Origin of the sequence: Bacillus sp. BPN334 (assembly GCF_008368885.1) — a bacterium.
Lineage (GTDB): Bacteria > Bacillota > Bacilli > Bacillales > Bacillaceae_G > Bacillus_A > Bacillus_A wiedmannii.
On sequence record NZ_QOZW01000027.1, the window covers coordinates 33,483 to 58,229 of the forward strand.

Below are 24,747 nucleotides of genomic sequence, written 5' to 3' on the forward strand. Positions count from 1 at the left end.
GTCTACAGGTTATCCCAATTATTCTTTAGTTGCCTCAACTTCGACATTCAATTTATCTGCTGATTGATGATCATCGTCATCTTCTGTATCACGCATTTCGATTTCTTTATCGTCGCTAGACATCATTTTAACGTCCATACCTAAACTTTGCAGCTCTTTAATCAATACTTTGAATGATTCAGGAACGCCTGGTTCTGGAACATTTTCGCCTTTAACAATTGCTTCATACGTCTTAACACGTCCAACAACATCATCAGACTTCACTGTTAAGATTTCTTGAAGAGTATAAGCAGCACCGTAAGCTTCAAGTGCCCAAACCTCCATCTCACCGAAACGCTGTCCACCGAACTGAGCTTTACCTCCAAGAGGCTGCTGCGTTACAAGTGAGTATGGTCCAGTAGAACGAGCATGAAGTTTATCGTCAACCATGTGCGCAAGTTTGATCATATACATGACACCAACAGATACGCGGTTATCGAATGGTTCACCAGTACGTCCGTCATACAGGATTGTTTTCGCGTCATTTGCCATACCAGCTTCTTCAATCGTGCCCCAAACATCTTCCTCACGAGCACCATCGAATACTGGTGTTGCAATGTGAATACCAAGGTATCTTGCTGCCATACCAAGATGAAGCTCTAATACCTGACCGATATTCATACGAGATGGTACCCCTAATGGGTTTAACATGATATCGATTGGCGTACCGTCTGGTAAGTAAGGCATATCTTCTTCTGGTAAAATACGAGAGATAACACCTTTGTTACCGTGACGTCCGGCCATCTTGTCACCTTCAGAGATTTTACGTTTTTGAACGATATATGCACGTACAAGTTGATTCACGCCTGGTGGCAATTCATCGCCATCTTCACGGTTGAATACTTTTACGTCTAAGATAATACCGCCACCACCGTGTGGTACACGTAGTGATGTATCACGTACTTCACGTGCTTTTTCTCCAAAGATAGCATGTAATAGACGTTCTTCAGCTGTTAATTCTGTTACACCTTTAGGTGTTACTTTACCAACAAGTAAATCTCCATCTTTTACTTCCGCACCAACGCGAATGATACCGCGCTCGTCAAGGTTGCGTAATGCATCTTCCCCAACGTTTGGAATGTCACGTGTAATTTCTTCTGGTCCAAGCTTCGTATCACGAGCTTCTGACTCATATTCTTCAATATGAATAGAAGTGTACACATCATCTTTTACAAGGCGCTCACTCATAATGATCGCATCCTCGTAGTTATAACCGTCCCAAGTCATGAAGCCAACAAGCACGTTACGTCCAAGTGCTAGTTCACCTAATTCCATAGAAGGACCATCCGCAAGAATCTCACCTTTTACAACTTCATTTCCAACACTTACGATTGGACGTTGGTTGTAGCAAGTTCCTTGGTTAGAACGAATGAATTTTTGCATTTTGTAGCGATCTAAGTCGCCTTTTACTGTTTGACCGTCAACTTCTACATAGCGACGTACCCAAACTTCACGTGCTTCTACGCGTTCAACAACACCAGGATGTTTACAGATTACTGCAGCACCTGAGTCTTTTGCTGATACGTACTCCATACCTGTACCTACAATCGGAGATTCCGGATTCATTAACGGAACCGCCTGACGTTGCATGTTCGCTCCCATAAGTGCGCGGTTAGAGTCATCGTTTTCTAAGAACGGAATACAAGCTGTCGCTGCCGACACTACTTGTTTTGGAGATACATCCATGTAGTCGATGCGTTCTTTATTTGTGACAATGTTTTCACCACGGAAACGAGCTACGATATCTTCGCTAAGGAATTCTCCTTCTTCAGATAATTTCATATTCGCTTGGGCTACAACATAATTATCTTCTTCATCTGCTGTTAAGTAATCAACCTGCCCTGTTACAAGACCAGATTCTGGATCAACACGACGGTATGGTGTTTCAATGAAACCAAACTCATTTACTTTCGCGAACGATGATAATGAGTTAATCAAACCGATGTTTGGTCCCTCTGGTGTTTCAATCGGACACATACGACCATAGTGAGAGTAGTGAACGTCACGCACTTCAAAGCCTGCGCGCTCACGCGTTAAACCACCGGGTCCTAATGCAGATAGTCTTCGTTTGTGAGTTAACTCTGCTAATGGGTTTGTTTGATCCATGAACTGAGATAACTGAGAACTTCCGAAGAACTCTTTAATAGATGCAATAACCGGGCGAATGTTAATTAACGCTTGTGGTGTAATTGCATTTGTATCTTGAATCGACATTCTCTCACGAACAACACGTTCCATACGAGAAAGACCGATACGGAATTGATTTTGTAATAGTTCTCCAACAGAACGCAGACGACGGTTTCCTAAATGGTCGATATCATCTGTATCCCCCACTTTGTATAGTAGGTTGAAGAAGTAACTGATAGAAGCAAGGATATCACCTGGTGTGATGTGTTTTACATCGCGAGTAATATTTGCATTACCAATTACATTAATTACGCGTTCGCCTTCTGACTCAGGAGCATAAATCTTAATAGATTGCAGCTCAACATCGCCTTCTACCACTCCACCCATTGGTTTCGCTGTTTTGAATCCAATGTTTTTCTCTAAGTAAGGTAAAATGCGATCAAGTGTACGACGATCTAAGATTGTTCCTTCTGCCGCTAAAATTTCACCAGTTTCTGGATCCACTAATGTTTCAGCTAAACGTTGATTAAACAATCTGTTTTTAATGTGTAGCTTTTTGTTGATCTTATAGCGACCTACATTTGCTAAATCATAGCGCTTCGGATCAAAGAAACGAGACACAAGTAAGCTCTTTGCATTTTCTACTGTTGGTGGTTCACCAGGGCGTAGACGCTCATAAATTTCAAGCAATGCTTTCTCTGTGCTATCTGTGTTGTCTTTTTCTAATGTGTTGCTTAAGTATTCGTTATCACCTAAAAGCTCGGTGATTTCTTGATCAGAGCCAAACCCTAATGCGCGTAACAAAACAGTTACAGGAAGTTTACGCGTACGGTCAATACGCACATATACAACATCCTTAGCATCTGTTTCATACTCTAACCAAGCTCCGCGGTTTGGAATTACAGTAGCAGTAAAACCACGTTTTCCGTTTTTATCCACTTTGCCACTATAGTATACGCTTGGAGAGCGAACTAACTGGGAAACGATAACACGTTCTGCACCGTTAATTACGAATGTTCCAGTCTCTGTCATGAGTGGGAAATCTCCCATGAACACATCTTGTTCTTTTACTTCACCAGTTTCCTTGTTGATTAGACGCACTTTTACACGAAGTGGTGCTGCATACGTCACATCACGCTCTTTGCATTCGTCTACAGAGTATTTAGGTTCACCTAAGCTGTAGTCGATAAATTCAAGCGATAGATTTCCCGTAAAGTCTTCGATCGGAGAAATGTCCTGGAACATTTCTCGCAAACCCTCATCAAGAAACCACTGATAAGAAGAGGTTTGAATTTCGATAAGATTTGGTAACTCTAATACTTCACTAATACGGGCATAACTTCTTCGTTGGCGGTGGCGTCCGTATTGAACTAGTTGACCTGTCAACTGCTTCACCCCTCAAATCATGAGTATTATAAATGCACAAAAAAATTTGTGCAAAATCACAAATAAATACAACTACTGCTATTAGCGTAGTTTTTTTCTCTTAAAGATAAATACGTTGAGTCTTTCTACCTGCTCAAAAAAGAAAAATGGCTTCTATAAGAAAACCATCATTCTGTTTCATAATCTGCTGATTTTACTATCTTTTCCAAGAGAAACAAAAATATACATCTTTCTCAACGCAGAAAATCATATATTGGCATTGTATAATGTTAACATAGCCAAAAATAACCGTCAACGTTTTTTTGATTTTATGATATAATATCCTTTTTTCTTTTCTACAACTTCGACTTCAGAAAATACTTCTTCTAGTTTCTTCAGTGCAGATGGTGCACCTTGCTTCTTTTGAATAACAATCCACAACTCTCCACCTGGAACTAAATACTCTACAGCCTTTTCTAAAATCTCATGCACGATATCTTTACCTGCACGAATTGGAGGATTAGATAGAATAGCAGCATACATACCATCTACATTTTCATAGACGCTACTTTGAAAAATGTGTACATTTCCAATTCTATTGTTAGCGGCATTTTCTTTCGCAAGCTCAAGCGCCCTTTCATTCACATCCACCATGTGAACTTTACGGTCTTGAAACTCTTTCGCCAACGATAAACCAATTGGTCCATATCCACAACCTACGTCTAATATATCACCTTTAATATCTGGCACTTGAAACGCTTCAATTAAAAGACGAGAACCAAAGTCCACTTCGTTTTTCGAGAACACCCCACGGTCAGATAAGAAAGTAAATCGAGATCCACGAAGCGGAAATTCCCATCGCTTACGATCACTTTTACTAGAAGGGTCGTTAGAAAAATAATGGTCTGCCATATGGCCACCTCTTTTCTTTACAGTTAAAAAAAAAGCTCGCATGAGAGCGAGCTTTTTTAAAGCATCAAAAGTTAATTACTTAACTTCTACAGCAGCGCCAACTTCTTCAAGTTTAGCTTTCATTTCTTCAGCTTCCTCTTTAGAAACGCCTTCTTTGATTGCTTTTGGAGTGTTGTCAACTAATTCTTTAGCTTCTTTTAAGCCAAGACCAGTGATTTCACGTACAGCTTTGATAACTTTGATTTTTTGAGCGCCAGCACTTGCAAGTACTACGTCAAATTCAGTTTTCTCAGCAGCAGCTTCACCAGCGCCACCAGCTACAGCTACAGGAGCAGCAGCAGTTACGCCGAATTCTTCCTCGATAGCTTTTACTAAGTCGTTAAGTTCTAATACAGTCATAGATTTAACTGCTTCAATGATTTGTTCTTTAGTCATTGTAAATATCCTCCCTTAAATAGGTTTGTATTGTTTTATAGATAACAAGTAATTATCTTTTAAAAAATTAAGCGCCTTGCTCTTCCTTTTGTTCTGCAACTGCTTTAGTAGCAAGTGCAAGGTTACGGATTGGAGCTTGAAGAACGCTAAGAAGCATAGAAAGTAAGCCTTCACGTGATGGAAGAGTAGCGATAGCTTTAACCTCATCAAGTGTTACAAGTTTACCTTCGATTACACCAGCTTTAATTTCTAAAGCTTCATGTTTTGTAGCGAAGTCGTTTAATACTTTCGCAGGAGCAACTACATCCTCGTTACTGAACGCGATTGCGTTTGGTCCTGTTAAGAATTCGTTTAACTCAGCCATTTCAGCAGATTCTGCAGCACGACGAGTTAAAGAGTTTTTGTAAACTTTGAACTCAACGCCAGCTTCACGTAAGTTTTTACGTAATTCTGTTACTTCAGAAACTGTTAAACCACGGTAGTCAACAACGATTGTAGATTTACTTTCGCGAAGTTTGTCCGCGATTTCAGTTACAACTTGTTGTTTAGTTTCGATTACTTTGCTCATGTTATTACACCTCCTGTAGATTATATAGAAGATGTACCGAAAGTGCACTAAAAACCTCCATGCCCAACTTGTAGACATGGAGGCATATAGTCACAGAAAAAATTTCCGTTTCGTATATTAACACCTAGGTAGGAAATTAAGTCTATTGACACCTACTGTCTACGGTACACTAATTAAATTCACAACATAAATGATTATATAAAAACTTCTTTATGAAGTCAACTTCCAAAATTTACGCTAATGTAGAAACGTCTACACGTACGCCAGGTCCCATTGTAGAAGCAACTGTTACGTTCTTCATGTAAGTACCTTTTGCAGCAGCTGGCTTAACTTTTTGTAAAGTGTCAGCAATTGTTCCGAAGTTTTCTACTAATTTAGCATCTTCGAAAGATACTTTACCGATTGGAACGTGGATGTTACCAGCTTTATCAACGCGGTATTCAACTTTACCAGCTTTGATTTCGTTAACAGCTTTAGTTACATCGAAAGTAACTGTTCCAGTTTTAGGGTTTGGCATTAAACCTTTAGGTCCTAATACGCGACCAAGTTTACCAACTTCACCCATCATGTCAGGAGTTGCTACTACTACATCGAAATCGAACCAACCTTGTTGGATTTTACCGATGTAATCAGCATCGCCTACGAAGTCAGCTCCAGCAGCTTCAGCTTCTTTAGCCTTTTCACCTTTAGCGAATACTAATACACGTTGTACTTTACCAGTACCGTGTGGAAGAACAACTGCACCACGGATTTGTTGGTCAGCTTTCTTAGGGTCAACACCTAAACGGAATGCAACTTCTACAGTCGCATCAAATTTAGCTGTGTTTGTTTTCTTTACTAATTCTACTGCTTCTGTTGCAGAGTAAGCAGTTGCACGATCAACAAGCTTTGCAGCTTCTACGTACTTTTTACCTCTTTTAGCCATTTTTATTTCCTCCTCGAATGTGGTTTTAGCGGAATAACCTCCCACGTTTACGCTTATTTTCAGGTATAACCTGAGGATGCGCGCCATCCATTTATTTAAAAACGATAATCATTTACGATAATAAAGGTTGCGAATTGGAATTCCAGACCCGCAACCTTTTTTAAAAACAAATCGAATTAGTCTTCGATAACGATGCCCATACTGCGTGCAGTACCTTCAACCATACGCATTGCAGCTTCTACACTAGCAGCGTTTAGGTCAGGCATTTTAGTTTCAGCGATTTCGCGTACTTTATCACGCTTAACAGTTGCCACTTTATTACGGTTTGGTTCACCAGAACCAGACTCAATACCAGCTACTTTCTTAAGAAGAACAGCAGCAGGAGGAGTTTTAGTAATAAAAGTGAATGAACGGTCCTCAAATACCGTAATTTCAACAGGGATGATAAGACCAGCTTGATCAGCTGTACGAGCGTTAAACTCTTTACAGAAGCCCATGATGTTAACACCTGCTTGTCCTAATGCTGGACCAACTGGTGGAGCTGGGTTAGCTTTACCTGCAGGAATTTGAAGCTTTACCATTTTAATTACCTTTTTAGCCACGAGACACACCTCCTTAAGTCCGTGATGTGGTCAATTGGACAGTGATTTGCCCTCCCACGTCATATTTTATCTGTAAGGATAAAATCTTTCAAAAAACGTCTCCGGTAACGAAGACGTACTGACTTAAAAGATATTATCACTTTTTACAATTCATTTCAAGTTTCATTTTATAATTTTTCAATTTGATGGAAGTCAAGCTCAACTGGAGTCTCGCGACCAAACATGTCCACAAGCACGCTAACCTTTTTCTTCTCCACATCAATTTCTTCAATAGCACCTGTATAATCTGCGAATGGCCCCTCATTTACACGCACTGTCTCATGAAGTTCAAAGTCGAAATCAACCACTTCGTTATCCATTCCCATATGCTTCATAATGGTAACAACTTCCTCTTCTAATAGAGGTGATGGTTTAGATCCAGAACCAGAAGAACCAACGAACCCAGTTACACCTGGCGTGTTACGTACAACATACCAAGAGTCATCAGTCATGATTAATTCTACTAATACATAACCTGGGAACACTTTTCTTTTCATTAATTTTTCTTTGCCGTTTTTCATTTCTACTTCTACTTCTTCCGGGACAACAACACGGAAAATTTTATCTTGCATACCCATTGATTCTACACGCTTCTCTAGGTTTGCTTTTACTTTATTTTCATATCCAGAATAAGTATGGACAACATACCAACTTTTTTCCATTCATTTAGGACGAGCGTCCTTCCCTCCCTGACGTACATTTTTTTGCGCAAATGAAAAAACCCGTTCACCGGGCTTTTACACAGTTCTTATAAATAACATTATATCATGGATAAGTGCTTCTTATTCAAGAATTAACCAAGAATTAACCGAATTAAAGAAGAAATGCCCATATCAACCACTGCGAAGAAAATCGCAAAGAAGACAACTGTAGCGATAACAGTCGCTGTTGAACGGAGTAATTCATCTTTTTTAGGCCAACTTACTTTTTTCATTTCGCGACCTACATCGCCGAAAAAGTTCGTTAAACGCATCTACGGGACCTCCAGTGTATTATTTCAATTATTTATTTTGTTTCCTTGTGAACTGTATGCTGATTGCATGTTTTACAAAACTTCTTTATTTCAAGTCGCTCTACTGAGCTCGTATCTTTCATCGTAGAGTAGTTTCGATTTTTACACTCTTCACATGAGAGTACAACTTTTTTCCTCATTAGTTACACCAACCTTGTAACATTATGTCCCTAAAAATGTATCATACAACAAAAGACAATGTCAATGACATGCCTTTTGTACTCTCTACAAAAAGAAAACAGGTGATTTTTTACACCTGTAGCATTTGTTATGAATTTAAAGTGGTACTCTCTCTCATTTCCATATATCGTTCCAATTTCCGCTTCACCCTCTGTAAAGCGTTATCAATAGATTTCACATGTCGATTTAACTGTTCCGAAATCTCTTGATAAGAACGACCATCTAGATATAAAGAAAGCACTTTTCTTTCCAAATCGCTTAATAATTCAGATATTTTAGATTCTATGTCTGTATATTCTTCCTGGCTTATAATCATTTCTTCAGGATCCGTTACCTTCGCTTCCGAAATAACATCTAATAATGTCCGATCAGATTCCTCATCATAAATCGGTTTATCTAGAGACACATACGAATTTAACGGAATATGTTTTTGCCTTGTTGCTGTTTTAATAGCGGTAATAATTTGCCGAGTGATACACAGTTCAGCAAATGCTTTGAATGAAGACAGCTTGTCCTCTTTATAATCACGAATCGCTTTAAACAATCCAATCATACCTTCTTGAACAATATCTTCTCGATCGGCACCCACTAAGAAATAAGATCTTGATTTCGCGCGAACAAAGTTCTTATATTTGTGAATCAAATATTCTAGAGCGTCAGTATTACCTTTTCGAACTAACTCAACGATTGCCTCATCCTCTAAATCACGAAATGTAACGTCGCCTACACTTACGAAGCCTGCTTCCACCTTGATCCCTCCGACCGCTATTTATTTAGCAATATTATACAGTAAAAAGATAAAGAGCGTCAATGCTTCAACGCTCTCCTCTTCTTAATTTTTCTAATTTTTCTGTAATATCTTTACTAAATATCTTTCGCATGGCGGGTTGCTTTTCTTTTGTGTCTTGTGTACGCCTTCTTACTTGTTGCTCCATCGCTTGTACTTCCAACTCTAATTCACGTGCAGATTTCCGAAGAGCACCTTGCGCAAATATAACCCATTGTTCCGTATAATCAGAAGTCGCAACATATATTTGCGTATTTATATTTCTAAGCTCAATCGCTAGTTGCTCTATCTTTTCATCTGCAGTTTGATTCTTTCTCGTGAATATGACTTCCACACGCGATTGTTTCATCTTTTTTTCAATACCTTGGACCGTATAAGCATCAAAAACTATCATTACCTTTGTACCTGTGTAACCTTGGTAATCCGCCATCTTATCAATCAGTGCATCCCTTGATGATTGCAAATCTACATCCCGTAGTTTCTTCAAGTCTCCCCAAGCTCCGATAATGTTGTAACCGTCAACGATTAAAATATCGTTCATTTTTTATTTACCAATTTCGTGACGCTTACGATATACCTCATACATTAACAAACTTGCGGCTACTGAAGCATTTAAGGATGTAACTTTACCGACCATCGGTAAAGTAATTAGGAAATCACATTTTTCACCAATAATACGACTCATACCTTTTCCTTCACTTCCAATTACTAATCCAATTGGCATTTTACCATCTAAATTGCGGTAATCCGTTTTCCCTTTTGCATCTGTACCAGCAATCCAAAGTCCACGTTCTTTTAATTCATCGATTGTACGAGATAAATTCGTTACACGTGCAACAGGAATATATTCAATCGCTCCAGTCGATGCTTTCGCAACTGATGCAGTAAGTCCCACAGCTCTTCTTTTCGGAATAATAATTCCATGAGCTCCCGTTGCATCCGCAGTACGCATAATAGAACCTAGGTTATGCGGGTCTTCAATTTCATCTAAAATTAAGAAGAACGGATCTTCGTTACGCTTCTCTGCTACTTTAAATAGATCTTCTAGCTCAGCGTATTGATATGCAGCCACTTGAGCAATTACACCTTGATGGTTCCCCTCAACTAATTGATCTAACTTCTTCTTTGGTGCATGTTGTAAAATAATCTTATTTTCTTTCGCTAGTGCTAGTACAATTTGTATTTGTCCTTTGGCAGCACCTTCCGCGATCCAAATTTTATTAATATCTCTTCCTGATCGTAACGCTTCAATTACAGGGTTACGTCCGATAATATATTCACTACTCATGATGATGTGCCCCCTTCCTTTTCTTCTAAAACATCAATTGCCTTATATACAATTTCGTCTAATCTTTCACGATTATTTAATAAGTGATGATAGCCAATTAGCGCTTCAAAGGCTGTACTATATCGATATGTTTGTACATCAGTATTCTTCGGAACAGTACCTGAATTTGCATTACGCCCTCTTCTTAGTACCGCCTCTTCTTCCTCTGTTAAAAATGCCGTCTCTAATAAATGATAAACAACTTTCGCCTGTGCTTTTGCCGAAACAAAGCTTGTCCCTAATCGATGCAATTGATTAGGACGAACTTTCCCTTTTTGAAGTAGGTGATAGCGGATATATTGTTCATATACCGCATCACCCATATATGCTAACGCTAAGCTGTTTAATTGCTTTGCATCAATCATTCTTATCCTCTTTTCCATCTTGTACCTTGAGCGGTATCTTCTAAAATAATATTACGGTCTTTTAAATCATCGCGAATTTGATCCGATAATGCAAAATCACGATTTTTACGAGCTTCAATGCGCTTTTGAATAAGTACCTCAATTTCTTCATCAAGCAACTCTTCTTGCGCTAATTCTAACCCTAAAATATCAAATAATGTTTCAAGTTGTTTTACGTATGCTTCAATTACAACTGTAGACGTATGTTCTTCCAGTAAATATTGATTTGCATGATTTGCTAAATTATATAACTCAGTGATTGCATTAGCAGTGTTGAAGTCATCATTCATTGCTTCTTCAAATGCAGTCTGGAATTTTTCCAGTTCCGCTAACCATTTCTCATTATGATCTGTTAAATCAGTACTACTTTCCATACGGTGTTTTAAATTACCGTAAGCCGTTTTAATTCTTTCCAGTCCGTTATTTGTACTTTGTAGTAAATCTTCACTGAAATTAATTGGGTGACGGTAATGTACCGATAGCATAAAGAATCTAATTAGCTGTGGATCATATTGCTTAATGATATCGTGAACTAAAATGAAGTTCCCCAGTGACTTAGACATCTTCTCATTATTAATATTAATATATCCATTGTGCATCCAATAACGTGCAAATGTTTTTCCTGTTAATGCCTCAGACTGCGCAATTTCATTCTCATGATGAGGAAATGCCAAGTCTTGACCACCAGCATGAATATCGATTGTATCTCCTAAGTATTTACGCGCCATTGCCGAGCATTCAATATGCCAGCCTGGACGACCTTTACCCCAAGGGCTTTCCCAGAAGATTTCTCCTTCTTTCGCAGCTTTCCATAAAGCAAAATCAAGAGGGTCTTGTTTCTTTTCTCCTACTTCAATGCGTGCACCGTGACGTAAGTCGGCGATTGGTTGATGCGATAATTTACCGTATCCTTCAAATTCCTTCGTTCTAAAGTACACATCACCTTCTGATTCATATGCATATCCTTTATTCACAAGTTCTTGAATAAATTCAATAATGATATCCATATTTTCCGTTACACGGGGATGAACTGTTGCATGTTTGCAACCTAGTGCCGTTACATCTTCAAAATACGCTTCAACGAAACGGTCAGCAATTGTCGGCACATCTTCACCTAATTCATTTGCTGCTTTAATTAATTTATCATCTACGTCAGTAAAGTTAGATACATACTGCACATCATACCCTTTATATTCTAAATAACGGCGTACCGTATCAAATACCATAGGTGGTCTTGCATTCCCAATGTGAATATAGTTATAAACTGTAGGTCCACACACATACATCTTTACCTTATTTTCTTCTAATGGAGTAAACTCTTCTTTTTGACGCGTTAACGTATTATAAATGTGAATAGTCATTTTTATCCTTCCTTTCTCCCTTTACTTCAAGTTGTTTTTTCAATTTATCAAGTTCTACTTCCATAATCTTTAACTTATCAAAAATTGGGTCTGGAAGGTCAGAATGATTTAATTCTTGACCGATCTTTACTCCATTTTGAACAACGACTCGGCCAGGTATACCTACAACTGTAGAATGTGCGGGCACTTCTTTTAATACGACAGACCCTGCTCCAATTTTAGAATTCTCTCCGACTGTAATAGAACCTAGTACTTTAGCACCTGTTGCAATTAATACATTATCCTGAATTGTAGGGTGCCTCTTCCCCTTTTCTTTACCCGTACCACCTAATGTAACACCTTGATAGATCGTTACATTATCACCAATTTCGCACGTTTCTCCAATTACAACCCCCATTCCATGGTCTATGAAAAAACGACGACCAATTGTTGCTCCTGGATGAATCTCAATACCAGTAAAGAAACGACTAACTTGCGAGATCCAACGTGCAATAAAGAAGAAATTCTTTTTATAAAAAGCATGTGCAATTCGATGGGCCCAAACTGCATGTAATCCAGAGTAAGTCAAAATGACTTCGAAATAACTTCTTGCCGCTGGATCCTGTTCAAAAATGACTTCAATATCTTCCCGAAGCCTCTTAAACATCGATGTTCCCTCCCCTTTATGGGCTGCTTTTTCGAGTGAACTAACTCCCTTTACTCCCTACTTATCCCCCTAAATCTTTATACACAGGGATAAAACTTATACTCATATCCACTTTTACGGTATAAAAAAAGACGCCTCTGTCATATTGACAGAGACGCCTTTTAAGCGCGGTTCCACTCTGTTTAGGCTAAAAAAAGCCTCAAACTCATCTCTGATAACGGTGTACACCGCTTCTGCTTACTTTACGCCCTAAAACGTTTCGCAAAACAATTCGCTGTTCAGCAGAAGACTCGAAGGGGCATTTCAAAAATCCGCTTATAAACCACTTCCAGCCTAAAGGTGGTTCTCTCTGTAAAAAGCCTGATTTTCTACTTCTCCTTCTCGTCGCTTTTCCTTATTAGGTTTTAAGTATACTTATTATATTTCTAAACCTAGAAAATGTTAACCAATTACTTTTTGAAGACGATTTAAAACTTTTTCTTTTCCAAGAAGTGCAATAGCATTAGGAAGCTCTGGACCATGTGTTTGACCAGTAGTTGCAACACGGATTGGCATAAATAAGTTTTTACCTTTATGACCTGTTTCCTTTTGCACCGCTTTAATAGCCGCCTTAATTGCTGCTGGTTCCATCGCTTCTAGCGCTTCTACTTGACCCGCAAATGCACGAAGTACTTCTGGTACTTGTTCACCTTTTAATACTTCTTGTCCTTCTTCTTCATGATCAACATGATCTTTGAAGAACATTTCAGAAAGCTCTACAATTTCAGCTCCAAAACTCATTTGTTCATGATATAACGCAATTACATCACGAATCCAAGCTTGCTCTTGTTCACTTAAAGTTTCACCTATACGTCCAGCTTTCACTAGATGCGGTAAGCTTAATTCTACCACCGTATCTAAATCTTGCTTTTTCATATATTGGTTGTTCATCCATTTTAATTTTTGAGAATCAAATAATGCAGGTGATTTTGATAAACGAGCTGCATCGAACATTTTGATAAACTCTTCTTGAGAGAAGATTTCTTCTTCTCCTACTGGCGACCAACCTAGTAGTGCAATAAAGTTAAAGATTGCTTCTGGAAGATATCCAAGCTCTTTATATTGCTCAATAAATTGAATAATAGATTCATCACGCTTACTTAATTTTTTACGGCTTTCGTTTACAATTAAAGTCATATGACCAAATTGCGGAATATCCCAACCGAAAGCTTCGTAAATCATCATTTGTTTTGGCGTATTTGAAATATGATCATCACCACGAAGTACATGTGTAATCTCCATTAAGTGATCATCTACTGCTACCGCAAAGTTATAAGTTGGTATTCCATCTTTTTTCACGATAACGAAATCACCGAAATCATTTGAATGGAATGCAACCTCATCTTTTACGATATCTTTAAACGTGTAGTCGCGATCAACTGGTACACGGAAACGAATACTTGGAATACGTCCCTCAGCTTCAAATTCTTTCACTTGTACTTCAGTTAAATCACGGTGGTTACCTGCATAACGAGGTGTTTCACCACGAGAGATTTGTCCTTCACGTTCTGCTTCTAGCTCTTCTTCTGTCATATAACATTTGTAAGCTAAACCACGCTCTAGTAAATCTTCATATAATTTTTTATAAATATCTAAACGCTCTGTTTGACGATATGGTCCAAATTCACCACCAACATCAACACCTTCATCCCAGTCCATACCGAGCCATTTCAAGTATTTTAATTGGCTTTCTTCTCCACCAGCAACATTACGTTTCACATCAGTATCTTCAATACGAATAATAAACTTACCATCTTGATGACGAGCAAATAAATAATTAAATAATGCCGTACGCGCATTTCCGATATGTAAGTGTCCTGTTGGACTTGGCGCATAGCGCACTCTCACTTGCTTTTCCATAATTGGTACACCTTCCATTCTTAATGTCAACACATTCTATAATTGTACACCAAAAAAATGTGATTATCCATCTTACGAATTAAAAACCATTATTTTTTCTGTAATAAAACAACTGCTTGAGAAGCAATTCCTTCTTCTCTACCTGTAAATCCTAATTTTTCTGTTGTTGTTGCCTTTACATTGATATTGTCAATAGACGTTTCTAATAGTTCACTAATACGTTTACGCATACTTTCAATATGTGGTGCCATCTTTGGCTTTTGAGCAATAATTGTACAATCTAGATTCCCTAACTCGTAACCTTGTTCACGTACAAATTCCCAAACCTTTTGCAGCAATACAGCTGAATCAGCATCTTTAAAGGCAGGATCTGTATCAGGGAAATGCTTTCCAATATCTCCAGCTGCAATCGCACCTAAACATGCATCCGCAATCGTATGTAACAATACGTCTGCATCTGAATGACCAATTAATCCTTTCTCATGAGGAATTGTAATTCCACCAATAATTAACGGTCTACCTTCCGCAAACTCATGCACATCAAAACCTTGTCCAATTCGAAACATTTTTTACATCCTCCTCAAGCTAAACTACAGAGCTTTATGATTCTATATTATATCGCTATCCTTATAAAGAAAAGCCCGGCTGTTGCCGAGCTTTTTTTCGCTATAATCATCACTGTCATTTCTTTTGAACATGAAGGAAACTTTCAGCAATTACTAAATCCTCTGGAGTCGTCACTTTAATATTATAGTAACTCCCCTCTACTACACCTACTTGCTTCCCGATACGTTCTACGAGGCTTGCATCATCTGTACCAAGGAAACAACCCTGTTTTGCACTTCTATGAGCTTCTAACAAAAGAGAAACAGCGAACCCTTGTGGTGTTTGTACAGCTTTAAGCTGAGATCTTTCTACCGTTTCGACAACGATACCCAGCTCTACTTTCTTAACTGTATCTTTCACTGGTACCGCACAAATGGACGCTCCATATTTTTCCGCTGCAGTTAATACATCTTGAATCACTTTATTCGTTACAAATGGACGCGCGCCGTCATGTACAAGAACATACTCAACATCACTAGTATGCTGAATAGCGTTATATACACTATCTTGTCTTTCGGCTCCGCCCTGAATAAATTGTACTGGCTTTTCAATTGGATACTTCTGCATTAATTCTTCAAAATACGGACGTTCTTCTTCGTTAATTGCCATAATAATACTTTTGCATGCTTTATCTTTTTCAAAAGCACGTAACGTATGCACAATAATCGGTACTTCATTAATAAGTAAGAACAACTTGTTTTTACCAGCACCCATCCGCTTACCTTGACCAGCTGCTGGAATAATTAATGTATACATATTAATAATCCTCTACTTATAATGCTTTTTCTAATAATTTACGTTTGGCGAAAATCATGCGCCCAGCCGATGTTTGTAACACACTAGTAACAAGCACATTGAGTTGTGAACCTACATATTCTCTACCATCTTCTACTACAATCATCGTACCATCATCTAAATATGCAACACCTTGATTTTGTTCTTTTCCATCTTTGACAACATAAACACTCAGTTCTTCACCTGGGAGTACAACAGGTTTAATTGCATTAGCTAAATCGTTAATATTTAACACCGTTACCCCTTGTAATTCAGAAACTTTGTTTAAGTTGAAATCATTCGTTACTACCGTTCCACCAGTGATTTTCGCCAACTTTACAAGTTTGCTATCCACTTCTTGAATATCATCGAAATCGCCTTCATAAATTTCTACCGGAATCGGCATCTCTTTTTGAATACGATTTAAAATATCTAATCCTCTGCGACCACGATTACGCTTTAAAGCATCAGAAGAATCGGCAATGTGCTGAAGTTCTTCTAACACGAATTGTGGAATCACAATTGTTCCTTCTAAAAACTTTGTTTGGCAAATATCAGCAATACGCCCATCGATAATTACACTCGTATCGAGAATTTTCCAATGAGTTGTAGATTCTTCTACCTCAGTTTCTTCATTCTCACTATTATTATTTTTCTTCTTCCCACGTTGTGGTAATGTAAATAATCCTAGCAATTCATTCCTCTTTTTAAACCCTACTTGGAATCCTAAATATCCAAGTAAAAGAGTAAAGAACACTTGCAACACTGTACTAATAACTGGAATTGTAAATTCACGAATTGGTATTAAAATTAAATATGCAACAATAAGACCAGAGATTAATCCTAATGTACCAAATAAAACATCCGCTACAGGCGCCTTTACAAGAGCCTCTTCAATATGCTTAATAAGTTGAACAATATAATCTACAAGCCAAAATGTTGTTAAAAATAAAATAATTGCACCAATAATTGCACGAACATACGATCCTTCCAATAAAGGAACAGCACCCATGTCTAATACATTAATAACTTTTGGGATTAAGTAAATCCCTAACGCTCCGCCAATTACTAGAAAGAAGAGCTGTACAATTCGTTTTAACATCCAACCACCTCCTACTCATTATTAACCATTGTTTCGCTAATCAAAACGCCGAATGCAAAAGCGGACGTGTTTTTTTATAAATAGTTTTATTTACCAATATACCATATCATATACCAAAAATGTTCTAGTGTCGTTATATTATAGAATCAATGTAATATTCTTAATTGTGTCTACTCATATAGAGATGCTCTTGGATTCTTTTTAGGCCTTCTCGTATTTTCTTCGCCCTGACTTCTCCAATTCCTTCCACATCATCCAATTCATTAATAGTTGCTCGACAAACACCTTGCAAGGTCTTAAATCGATTAATTAAATTTTCAATGATAAGTGGCGGAACGCGCGAAATTTTGCTTGTGATTCGGTATCCTCTCGGCGTCACACTTTCTTCTAAACTCATTTGTCCTGGGTAGCCAAGCAATTTAACTAAATCGCTATCCTCTAGAAGTTGTGTATTCGCAAGATCTTGTAACTTTTTCAAAATTTGATGATGGTCTTGTGTTTTTTCTTGATAATAATCTTTAATTAATAACGCTGCCTCTGCCTCTAAATCAGCTAGTAGTTCTGTAAGTTGTAAACGAATTAACCTACCTTCTGTTCCTAGCTCATGAATATAGCTCAATATTTCATTTTTAATCCGCAGTACCATTTCAACACTATGTAACACATGAACCACTTCGGACATTGTAACGACTTCTTCAAATTCTAGAATGCCCAAATTCGTAATACCATCATTCCATACAGCCTTATATTTTTCTAACGTTTGAATAGCTTGGTTTGCCTTTGTTAAAATAACACCTATATCCTTTAGTGTATAACGTAAATTCCCTTGATATAGTGTAATTACGTTACGTCTTTGTGAAATAGCCACAACGAGACTACCTGTCTGCTTTGCTACACGCTCTGCCGTCCGGTGGCGCATACCTGTTTCAATAGAATCAATAGATGCCTCTGGAACTAACTGTGCATTTGCAATTAAAATTTTACTTCCAGTTTCATTTAAAATAAGTGCCCCATCCATTTTTGCTAATTCGTATAAACTAGCAGGAGAGAATGCACAATTAATGTGAAATCCCCCATCAACAATACTTTTAATTTGTTCATTATATCCAAGAACAATTAGTCCCCCTGTTTGTGCGCGAAGCACATTATCTATCCCTTCGCGCAGTGGTGTTCCTGGGGCCACGAGCTGTAAAATATTAATCATACTTTTGACACGTTGCTTGTTTTCTTCCATAGCCTAGCCTCCTAATGTCAAACGAAGCGCTTCCCCTAAATTAGATACACCTACTACCTCAATCCCATCCGGAATTGTCCATCCCCCCAAATTTTTTCTAGGAATAATGGCACGTTGAAATCCTAATTTAGCTGCTTCTTGTACACGTTGTTCAATTCTTGATACTCTTCTTATTTCTCCAGTTAATCCCACTTCTCCTATTACTGCATCAGTTGGTGTCGTGGGTTTATCTCTAAAACTTGAAGCAATACTTAAAGCCACAGCTAAATCAATTGCTGGTTCATCTAATTTCAAACCACCTGCTACTTTTAAATATGCGTCTTGGTTTTGCAATAATAAACCTGTTCTTTTTTCTAGCACTGCCATAATAAGCGATACACGGTTATGATCAATTCCCGTCGCCATTCTTCGAGGGTTTCCAAAACTAGTAGGGGAGATTAATGCTTGTATTTCTACTAAAACCGGTCTTGTTCCTTCCATTGAGGCAACTACTGTTGATCCTGCGACTCCAACGGGTCTTTCCTCAAGAAAAATTTCAGAAGGGTTTAAGACTTCCGCAAGACCAAGCTCTTTCATTTCAAAAATACCCATTTCATTCGTGGAACCAAAACGATTCTTCACAGCTCGCAAGATACGATATGTATGATGACGATCTCCTTCAAAGTAAAGAACTGCATCGACCATATGTTCTAACATACGAGGTCCTGCAATTGCCCCCTCTTTTGTTACATGTCCGACGATAAAAATAGGAATTCCTTTCGTTTTTGCAAGTTTCATTAATTCCGCTGTACATTCACGTACTTGCGCTACACTTCCTGGGGCTGACGTCACTTCAGGTAAATGTATCGTTTGAATAGAGTCAATAACAACAAAAGCTGGATTCATCTCTTCAATGTGCGCTGCAATTCGCTGTAGATCCGTTTCTGCTACAACAAATAGATTACTACCCTTTACATGCAAACGATCTGCACGAAGTTTAATCTGCTTTGCTGACTCCTCACCTGATATGTATAGTACATCATATGAAGAATCTGCTAATTGCGATGAAATTTGTAATAACAATGTTGATTTCCCAATCCCAGGGTCTCCACCAATAAGTACTAAGGATCCATCTACAATCCCACCGCCAAGTACACGGTTAAACTCTTGGAATTTCGTTTCAATACGTGCCTCAGATTTTGTTTCTACTTCTGTTAGACGTCTTGGTTTTGTTACTTCCGATTGAATTGCATTGGCATAATTAAGGCGTCTTGATGATACAACCGGTTCCATCTCTTCAACAAGCGTATTCCATTGACCACAACCAGGGCATTTCCCCATATATTTTGGTGACTGATAACCACACTCTTGACATGTGAATTTTGTTTTCTTTTTAGCCATATCGTTTTATATTTCACTTCACTTTCATCTATAAACAATTTATCCTTCTCGTACAAGAAAGAGGGCTATCTCGTAGCCCTCTTAGTTTGTCTATACTTATTTTACCTTTTCAGCACTATGAATGACAAATGATTCCCCTTCAACATCAAAGATAACTTTTTGTCCTTTCTCAATAGCACCTTTTAAAAGTTCTTCCGATAGTCTATCTTCTACATGTTTCTGAATTGCTCTACGAAGCGGACGAGCACCGTATTCTCGGTCAAATCCTTTATCAGCAATGGCTGAAATCGCTCCTTCTGTTAAATGCAATTCAATCTCTTGCTCTTTTAAGCGCTTCACTAACTGATTCACCATAAGTGTTACAATCTCTTGAATATGTTTTTTCTCAAGCATATGGAACACGATAATTTCATCAATACGGTTTAAGAATTCTGGACGAAATGCCTTTTTCAGTTCATCCATTACTTTACCTTTCATATCTGAATAATCGCGGCTCTCATCTTGTACGTTAAATCCAAGATGTTTATTACGTTTTAACGCATCTGCACCAACGTTAGATGTCATAATAACAATTGTATTACGGAAATCAACTGTACGCCCTTTAGAATCCGTTAAGCGACCATCTTCTAATACTTGTAGTAAAATGTTAAACACATCAGGATGAGCTTTCTCTACTTCATCTAATAGAACAACTGAATATGGCTTACGGCGAACCTTTTCTGTTAATTGTCCACCTTCTTCATATCCAACATATCCTGGAGGAGATCCAACTAAACGAGAAGTCGAATGCTTCTCCATGTACTCAGACATATCGATGCGAATCATTGCATCCTCATCACCGAACATAGATTCTGCTAATGCTCTTGCTAGTTCCGTTTTACCTACACCTGTTGGTCCCAAGAAAATAAATGAACCAATCGGACGTTTCGGATCTTTCAATCCTGCTCTAGCACGACGAACAGCTTTTGCTACAGCTACTACCGCTTCATCTTGACCAATAACACGGTTGTGAAGAATGGATTCTAAGTTTAATAATTTATCAGTCTCTGTTTGTGCAAGTTTAGAAACAGGTATACGAGTCCACGTAGAAACGACATTTGCAATATCTTCTACTGTCACTTCTGAGTTTTCTTTTCCTTGTTGCTCTTTCCATTGACGCTTCGTATCTTCTAACTTCTCACGTAAACGTTGTTCCATATCACGTAAGGAAGCAGCTTTTTCAAATTCTTGACTTTGCACAGCTGCATCTTTTTCTTTTCTAATTTCCTCAAGCTTTACTTCAAGCTCTTTTAGATTTGGTGGTGTTGTATAAGAGCGTAAGCGAACCTTTGAAGCAGCTTCATCAATTAAATCAATTGCTTTATCTGGTAAGAAACGATCTGTAATATAGCGGTCTGAAAGCTTTACAGCTGCATCAATTGCATCATCTGTAATAGATACACGGTGATGCGCTTCGTAACGATCACGTAAACCTTTCAAGATTTGAGTTGATTCGTCTAAACTTGGCTCATCAACGTGAATTGGTTGGAAACGTCTTTCTAAAGCCGCGTCTTTTTCAATATATTTACGATATTCATCTAAGGTTGTCGCCCCGATACATTGTAACTCTCCGCGTGCTAAAGATGGTTTTAAAATGTTTGATGCATCAATTGCACCTTCTGCTCCACCTGCACCAATTAATGTATGAAGTTCATCAATAAATAGAATAATGTTTCCAGCTTGACGGATTTCATCCATAACTTTCTTTAAACGATCTTCAAATTCACCACGATATTTCGTTCCAGCTACAACTGTACCCATATCTAGTGTCATAACACGCTTATCTCTTAATGTTTCAGGAACTTCATTATTTACAATTTGTTGTGCTAATCCTTCTGCAATTGCCGTTTTACCTACACCAGGTTCTCCAATTAATACAGGATTGTTTTTTGTTCTACGGCTTAAAACTTCAATTACACGTTGAATTTCTTTACCACGACCGATAACAGGATCTAGACGATTTTCACGTGCAACAACTGTTAAATCACGTGCTAAGCTATCCAGTGTCGGTGTATTGGCATTCGTTGAAGAACCACCTTGGTGACCTGAACTTGCTTCATTACTTCCAAGAAGTTGCAATACTTGTTGTCTTGCCTTATTTAGGCTAACACCTAAGTTATTTAAAACACGTGCTGCTACACCTTCACCTTCACGGATTAAACCAAGTAAGATATGTTCTGTTCCAACGTAAGAATGACCTAATTTACGAGCTTCATCCATAGACAACTCAATAACCTTTTTAGCACGCGGTGTATAATGTACAGTTTGAGAAGCTTCTGTTCCGCGTCCAATTAACGCTTCTACCTCTTTTTGAACCTTCTCTGGACTTAATCCAAGAGCAATTAACGCTTTTGCTGCAATTCCTTCCCCTTCGCGTACAAGCCCAAGTAAAATGTGTTCTGTTCCAATATTATTATGCCCAATACGAATTGCTTCCTCTTGAGATAAAGCTAATACTTTCTGTGCTCTTTCTGTAAATCTTCCAAACATCATAGAAATCCCTCCTACTTGCGCTTAGTTTTTTTCAATACGTAATCGCTCACGGATTAAGGTTGCTCTTCGATAATCTCTTTCTTCTGGTCCTAAAGGTCCACCTGCATATTGTTGTAAAATGCCTGGTTGTGTAAGAACCATTAGCTCAGTCAAAATATTTCTCGATACACCTTTTATATATCCTAAATCAATACCAAGTCGTACATCTGATAAGCAAGTGGCCGCTTCTGCAGATTGAATTAACCGACTGTTTGCTAGTATGCCATAAGAGCGATAAACTTTATCTTCAAGCTCAATACTTGAATTTTGTACAATTAATTCTCTAGCCATTTTTTCTTGCTGTATGATTTGTTGAATGACACTCTTTAAATCTGCAATAATATCTTCTTCAGATTTTCCTAGCGTCATTTGATTTGACACTTGAAATATATTACCTAACGCTTCGCTACCTTCACCGTATATTCCTCTTACTACTAACCCTAATTTTTGAATTACTTGTATAATGCGGCTAATTCTTTTCGTTAAAACGAGTCCCGGTAAGTGAAGCATTACGGAAGCCCTCAATCCTGTACCAACGTTAGTAGGGCAGCTCGTTATATATCCAAGTGATTCATCAAAAGCATACTCAACCTCTTCCTCTATCCAATTATCTATTTGATTGGCACTTTGAAGGGCCTCTGATAACTGCAACCCTGAAAATAAGCACTGTATCCTAATGTGGTCTTCTTCATTAAGCATAACACTAATATGTTCGCTTTCTGATAATAGACATGCTCCATATTCTGTGCCTGCAAGGTTAGGACTAATTAAATGCTTTTCAACTAATACTCTCCTTTGAAGAGGCGTTAATTCATTCATTTTTAATAGTTCAAACTCTCCAAAAGGTTCTACGGTTTTATTTATAAATTCCTTTTTAAATAATTCATGAATCTGTTTAGCTTCTTCTTCGTTTTGCATAGTAGAGAATTGATATTTTTTAAAATTACGAGCCAAACGAATTCGACTACTTAAAACAATATCCGAATCAGGGCCATCCCCCTTCATCCATGGACTAATCGCTTCATTCATAATTTTGTCCAGTGACATAGAACTATTCCCCCTCTCTATGCTCACTAAGCTGATTTTCAAGACCTCGAATTTTATCCCTTACTTCAGCAGCTTTCTCAAACTCCTCTTTCTGTACGTATTGTTTCAGAATGAGTTTTAGTTCATCTAATTCTTTCTTTAAGTGAAGATTTCCTTCTATACGTTCCGGAATTTTTCCACAATGATCTGTATGTCCGCCATGCAGACGTTTTAATAATGGCTTTAAATGTTCCTTAAATGTATCGTAACAAGAAGCACATCCAAAGCGTCCCACCTTTGTAAATTGCTCAGATGTCATCTTACAATCTGGACACCTTAATATACTTGTATTCGAAAGCCCATTTTGTCCTTCTTCAAACATTGTTGATTCACCGTGTAATAACCCAGCAAATAAATCATGGAATGAAAAGTTAGACTGCGGTGATTGAAAGAAAGACGTATAGCCACTTTGTTCTGCACATTGCTCACAAAGATGAACTTCCGTCTTCTGTTCGTTGATTACTTTTGTATAATGTAAAGTTGCTGGTCTTATATTACAGTTTTGACAAGTCATCACTATCCCCACCTTTACAATAGGAACGATCTATCTGATAGTACTTTTCATACATTACTAGATTGTTCACTTTCCTTTATTTAAATAAAAGTGCGTGTTCTTTTTTCAAAACCTCTACAATATTTAACTGCCTTATCTCTTAGTTATTATTCTTTTACAAAAGCTATATTTATTTATATTTCAGTGTTCTTAACATTGCGCATAATATTCGAGCCCTAAGTTCATCTCGAGAAGGAACATCCATTGATAATACAGAACGATCTAGTACACTTAACATAAGTTTAGCTTCACGATTTGTTATGATGCCCTCTTCTATTAAACGTATAATCATACTCTCTGCATTCCCTTGCGCAACGCTATGATCAATCATATGAAGCATTTGATCGATCATGTCTATATCGTCATGCAGTTTGACTTTTATAATGCGAATGTAACCTCCTCCACCACGTTTACTTTCTACAACAAATCCTCTTTCTATCGTAAAACGGGTATTGATTACATAATTGATTTGAGATGGTACGCACTCGAATCGATCCGCAATCTCATTTCTTTTGATTTCAATCACATTATTATTACTTAAGTCAATAACTTGCTTTAGATATTGCTCAATGATATCAGATATATTTCTCATTTATCCGCCACCCTTATTGACTTTGACTATCTTTGACTTTAATTATATACGTATTAATAAAATTTGCAACTCTTTTGCTTATTCACTATCCTAGCCACATTCCCCTGTATTTAATCAAAATAATAATTATTTAAACACATTTTTTAATTACTATGGATTATAAAAGAAAACACGAAAAAACACGAGTCATTTGACTCGTGTTTAATTGCTTGGCGACGTCC

At 37.8% G+C, this 24,747-nt stretch carries 25 protein-coding genes and 2 other annotated features; all 25 genes read right to left on the minus strand.

The window, feature by feature from the left end; translation table 11 throughout:
* Positions 1–18: 18 nt before the first annotated feature.
* The 25 genes from rpoB to ctsR all read right to left on the minus strand — a co-directional run bounded on the left by rpoB (position 19) and on the right by ctsR (position 24,526).
* Positions 19–3,552, minus strand: coding sequence for a DNA-directed RNA polymerase subunit beta (rpoB, locus tag DN393_RS30530; RefSeq protein ID WP_064475100.1), 3,534 nt, complete (start codon positions 3,550–3,552; stop codon positions 19–21).
* A 291-nt stretch (positions 3,553–3,843) separates the two neighbouring features.
* The gene (locus tag DN393_RS30535) at positions 3,844–4,443 is read right to left on the minus strand and encodes a class I SAM-dependent methyltransferase (RefSeq protein WP_064475099.1); all 600 of its coding nucleotides are present in this window, start codon (positions 4,441–4,443) and stop codon (positions 3,844–3,846) included.
* Positions 4,444–4,518: 75 nt separating this feature from the next.
* On the minus strand, positions 4,519–4,878 hold the full coding sequence (rplL, locus tag DN393_RS30540; protein WP_000159737.1) for a 50S ribosomal protein L7/L12: 360 nt from the start codon (positions 4,876–4,878) through the stop codon (positions 4,519–4,521).
* 67 nt (positions 4,879–4,945) lie between these two features.
* Positions 4,946–5,446, minus strand: a complete 501-nt coding sequence (rplJ, locus tag DN393_RS30545) for a 50S ribosomal protein L10 (RefSeq protein WP_000048721.1) — start codon at positions 5,444–5,446, stop codon at positions 4,946–4,948.
* A gap of 39 nt (positions 5,447–5,485) precedes the next feature.
* Positions 5,486–5,629, minus strand: a sequence feature (ribosomal protein L10 leader region).
* A 49-nt stretch (positions 5,630–5,678) separates the two neighbouring features.
* A complete protein-coding gene (rplA, locus tag DN393_RS30550; protein ID WP_002096939.1) occupies positions 5,679–6,371 on the minus strand; it encodes a 50S ribosomal protein L1 in 693 nt (230 codons plus the stop codon).
* A 176-nt stretch (positions 6,372–6,547) separates the two neighbouring features.
* On the minus strand, positions 6,548–6,973 hold the full coding sequence (gene rplK / locus DN393_RS30555) for a 50S ribosomal protein L11 (RefSeq protein ID WP_001085872.1): 426 nt from the start codon (positions 6,971–6,973) through the stop codon (positions 6,548–6,550).
* A 167-nt stretch (positions 6,974–7,140) separates the two neighbouring features.
* Entirely contained in the window at positions 7,141–7,674 is a 534-nt protein-coding gene (gene nusG, locus DN393_RS30560; RefSeq protein WP_000415794.1) for a transcription termination/antitermination protein NusG, read from the minus strand.
* Between the two features lie 131 nt (positions 7,675–7,805).
* Positions 7,806–7,985, minus strand: coding sequence for a preprotein translocase subunit SecE (secE, locus tag DN393_RS30565; RefSeq protein ID WP_001241321.1), 180 nt, complete (start codon positions 7,983–7,985; stop codon positions 7,806–7,808).
* 32 nt (positions 7,986–8,017) lie between these two features.
* Positions 8,018–8,164, minus strand: a complete 147-nt coding sequence (rpmG, locus tag DN393_RS30570) for a 50S ribosomal protein L33 (RefSeq protein WP_002070160.1) — start codon at positions 8,162–8,164, stop codon at positions 8,018–8,020.
* Between the two features lie 128 nt (positions 8,165–8,292).
* Positions 8,293–8,952: an RNA polymerase factor sigma-70 gene (locus DN393_RS30575; RefSeq protein ID WP_000387198.1), complete on the minus strand. Its 660-nt coding sequence runs from the start codon at positions 8,950–8,952 to the stop codon at positions 8,293–8,295.
* Positions 8,953–9,019: 67 nt separating this feature from the next.
* Positions 9,020–9,532, minus strand: coding sequence for an NYN domain-containing protein (locus tag DN393_RS30580; RefSeq protein ID WP_000997888.1), 513 nt, complete (start codon positions 9,530–9,532; stop codon positions 9,020–9,022).
* 3 nt (positions 9,533–9,535) lie between these two features.
* A complete protein-coding gene (gene rlmB, locus DN393_RS30585; protein WP_000093757.1) occupies positions 9,536–10,279 on the minus strand; it encodes a 23S rRNA (guanosine(2251)-2'-O)-methyltransferase RlmB in 744 nt (247 codons plus the stop codon).
* Positions 10,276–10,683 carry a Mini-ribonuclease 3 gene (locus tag DN393_RS30590; protein WP_087979119.1) on the minus strand — a complete coding sequence of 136 codons (408 nt, stop codon included), beginning with the start codon at positions 10,681–10,683 and terminating at the stop codon, positions 10,276–10,278. Before DN393_RS30590 ends, rlmB begins: the two co-directional genes overlap by 4 nt.
* A 2-nt stretch (positions 10,684–10,685) precedes the next feature.
* Positions 10,686–12,083, minus strand: coding sequence for a cysteine--tRNA ligase (cysS, locus tag DN393_RS30595; protein WP_064475097.1), 1,398 nt, complete (start codon positions 12,081–12,083; stop codon positions 10,686–10,688).
* Positions 12,064–12,729 carry a serine O-acetyltransferase gene (gene cysE / locus DN393_RS30600; RefSeq protein ID WP_098103321.1) on the minus strand — a complete coding sequence of 222 codons (666 nt, stop codon included), beginning with the start codon at positions 12,727–12,729 and terminating at the stop codon, positions 12,064–12,066. Before cysE ends, cysS begins: the two co-directional genes overlap by 20 nt.
* Positions 12,730–12,876: 147 nt before the next feature.
* Positions 12,877–13,123, minus strand: a binding site (T-box leader).
* A gap of 47 nt (positions 13,124–13,170) precedes the next feature.
* A complete protein-coding gene (gltX, locus tag DN393_RS30605; protein WP_064475095.1) occupies positions 13,171–14,628 on the minus strand; it encodes a glutamate--tRNA ligase in 1,458 nt (485 codons plus the stop codon).
* 89 nt (positions 14,629–14,717) lie between these two features.
* Positions 14,718–15,194: a 2-C-methyl-D-erythritol 2,4-cyclodiphosphate synthase gene (gene ispF / locus DN393_RS30610; RefSeq protein WP_000488386.1), complete on the minus strand. Its 477-nt coding sequence runs from the start codon at positions 15,192–15,194 to the stop codon at positions 14,718–14,720.
* 115 nt (positions 15,195–15,309) lie between these two features.
* Complete coding sequence (ispD, locus tag DN393_RS30615; RefSeq protein WP_064475094.1) at positions 15,310–15,990, minus strand: 2-C-methyl-D-erythritol 4-phosphate cytidylyltransferase; 681 nt, start codon at positions 15,988–15,990, stop codon at positions 15,310–15,312.
* Between the two features lie 16 nt (positions 15,991–16,006).
* Entirely contained in the window at positions 16,007–17,110 is a 1,104-nt protein-coding gene (locus DN393_RS30620) for a PIN/TRAM domain-containing protein (RefSeq protein WP_000919687.1), read from the minus strand.
* A gap of 160 nt (positions 17,111–17,270) precedes the next feature.
* A complete protein-coding gene (gene disA / locus DN393_RS30625; RefSeq protein WP_000392165.1) occupies positions 17,271–18,344 on the minus strand; it encodes a DNA integrity scanning diadenylate cyclase DisA in 1,074 nt (357 codons plus the stop codon).
* 3 nt (positions 18,345–18,347) lie between these two features.
* Positions 18,348–19,724 carry a DNA repair protein RadA gene (gene radA, locus DN393_RS30630; RefSeq protein ID WP_001085204.1) on the minus strand — a complete coding sequence of 459 codons (1,377 nt, stop codon included), beginning with the start codon at positions 19,722–19,724 and terminating at the stop codon, positions 18,348–18,350.
* Positions 19,725–19,820: 96 nt separating this feature from the next.
* A complete protein-coding gene (clpC, locus tag DN393_RS30635; protein ID WP_000971181.1) occupies positions 19,821–22,256 on the minus strand; it encodes an ATP-dependent protease ATP-binding subunit ClpC in 2,436 nt (811 codons plus the stop codon).
* 21 nt (positions 22,257–22,277) lie between these two features.
* Positions 22,278–23,342, minus strand: coding sequence for a protein-arginine kinase McsB (locus DN393_RS30640; RefSeq protein WP_061672638.1), 1,065 nt, complete (start codon positions 23,340–23,342; stop codon positions 22,278–22,280).
* Between the two features lie 4 nt (positions 23,343–23,346).
* On the minus strand, positions 23,347–23,895 hold the full coding sequence (locus DN393_RS30645; RefSeq protein ID WP_000128406.1) for a protein-arginine kinase activator protein McsA: 549 nt from the start codon (positions 23,893–23,895) through the stop codon (positions 23,347–23,349).
* Between the two features lie 169 nt (positions 23,896–24,064).
* On the minus strand, positions 24,065–24,526 hold the full coding sequence (gene ctsR, locus DN393_RS30650) for a transcriptional regulator CtsR (RefSeq protein ID WP_001244556.1): 462 nt from the start codon (positions 24,524–24,526) through the stop codon (positions 24,065–24,067).
* Positions 24,527–24,747 lie beyond the last annotated feature (221 nt).

Bases quoted from the DNA above. Each gene is read 5' to 3' on its own strand.
- DN393_RS30535 (WP_064475099.1), bottom strand. From the start codon at position 4,443: ATGGCAGACCATTATTTTTCTAACGACCCTTCTAGTAAAAGTGATCGT.
- secE (WP_001241321.1), bottom strand. From the start codon at position 7,985: ATGCGTTTAACGAACTTTTTCGGCGATGTAGGTCGCGAAATGAAAAAA.
- rlmB (WP_000093757.1), bottom strand. From the start codon at position 10,279: ATGAGTAGTGAATATATTATCGGACGTAACCCTGTAATTGAAGCGTTA.
- cysS (WP_064475097.1), bottom strand. From the start codon at position 12,083: ATGACTATTCACATTTATAATACGTTAACGCGTCAAAAAGAAGAGTTT.
- disA (WP_000392165.1), bottom strand. From the start codon at position 18,344: ATGGAAGAAAACAAGCAACGTGTCAAAAGTATGATTAATATTTTACAG.
- gltX (WP_064475095.1), bottom strand. From the start codon at position 14,628: ATGGAAAAGCAAGTGAGAGTGCGCTATGCGCCAAGTCCAACAGGACAC.
- cysE (WP_098103321.1), bottom strand. From the start codon at position 12,729: ATGTTTAAGAGGCTTCGGGAAGATATTGAAGTCATTTTTGAACAGGAT.
- rplL (WP_000159737.1), bottom strand. From the start codon at position 4,878: ATGACTAAAGAACAAATCATTGAAGCAGTTAAATCTATGACTGTATTA.
- ctsR (WP_001244556.1), bottom strand. From the start codon at position 24,526: ATGAGAAATATATCTGATATCATTGAGCAATATCTAAAGCAAGTTATT.
- clpC (WP_000971181.1), bottom strand. From the start codon at position 22,256: ATGATGTTTGGAAGATTTACAGAAAGAGCACAGAAAGTATTAGCTTTA.
- ispF (WP_000488386.1), bottom strand. From the start codon at position 15,194: ATGTTTCGAATTGGACAAGGTTTTGATGTGCATGAGTTTGCGGAAGGT.
- ispD (WP_064475094.1), bottom strand. From the start codon at position 15,990: ATGTATACATTAATTATTCCAGCAGCTGGTCAAGGTAAGCGGATGGGT.
- rpmG (WP_002070160.1), bottom strand. From the start codon at position 8,164: ATGAGGAAAAAAGTTGTACTCTCATGTGAAGAGTGTAAAAATCGAAAC.
- rplA (WP_002096939.1), bottom strand. From the start codon at position 6,371: ATGGCTAAAAGAGGTAAAAAGTACGTAGAAGCTGCAAAGCTTGTTGAT.
- rplJ (WP_000048721.1), bottom strand. From the start codon at position 5,446: ATGAGCAAAGTAATCGAAACTAAACAACAAGTTGTAACTGAAATCGCG.
- radA (WP_001085204.1), bottom strand. From the start codon at position 19,724: ATGGCTAAAAAGAAAACAAAATTCACATGTCAAGAGTGTGGTTATCAG.
- DN393_RS30580 (WP_000997888.1), bottom strand. From the start codon at position 9,532: ATGAACGATATTTTAATCGTTGACGGTTACAACATTATCGGAGCTTGG.
- DN393_RS30590 (WP_087979119.1), bottom strand. From the start codon at position 10,683: ATGATTGATGCAAAGCAATTAAACAGCTTAGCGTTAGCATATATGGGT.
- DN393_RS30645 (WP_000128406.1), bottom strand. From the start codon at position 23,895: ATGACTTGTCAAAACTGTAATATAAGACCAGCAACTTTACATTATACA.
- DN393_RS30640 (WP_061672638.1), bottom strand. From the start codon at position 23,342: ATGTCACTGGACAAAATTATGAATGAAGCGATTAGTCCATGGATGAAG.
- nusG (WP_000415794.1), bottom strand. From the start codon at position 7,674: ATGGAAAAAAGTTGGTATGTTGTCCATACTTATTCTGGATATGAAAAT.
- DN393_RS30620 (WP_000919687.1), bottom strand. From the start codon at position 17,110: ATGTTAAAACGAATTGTACAGCTCTTCTTTCTAGTAATTGGCGGAGCG.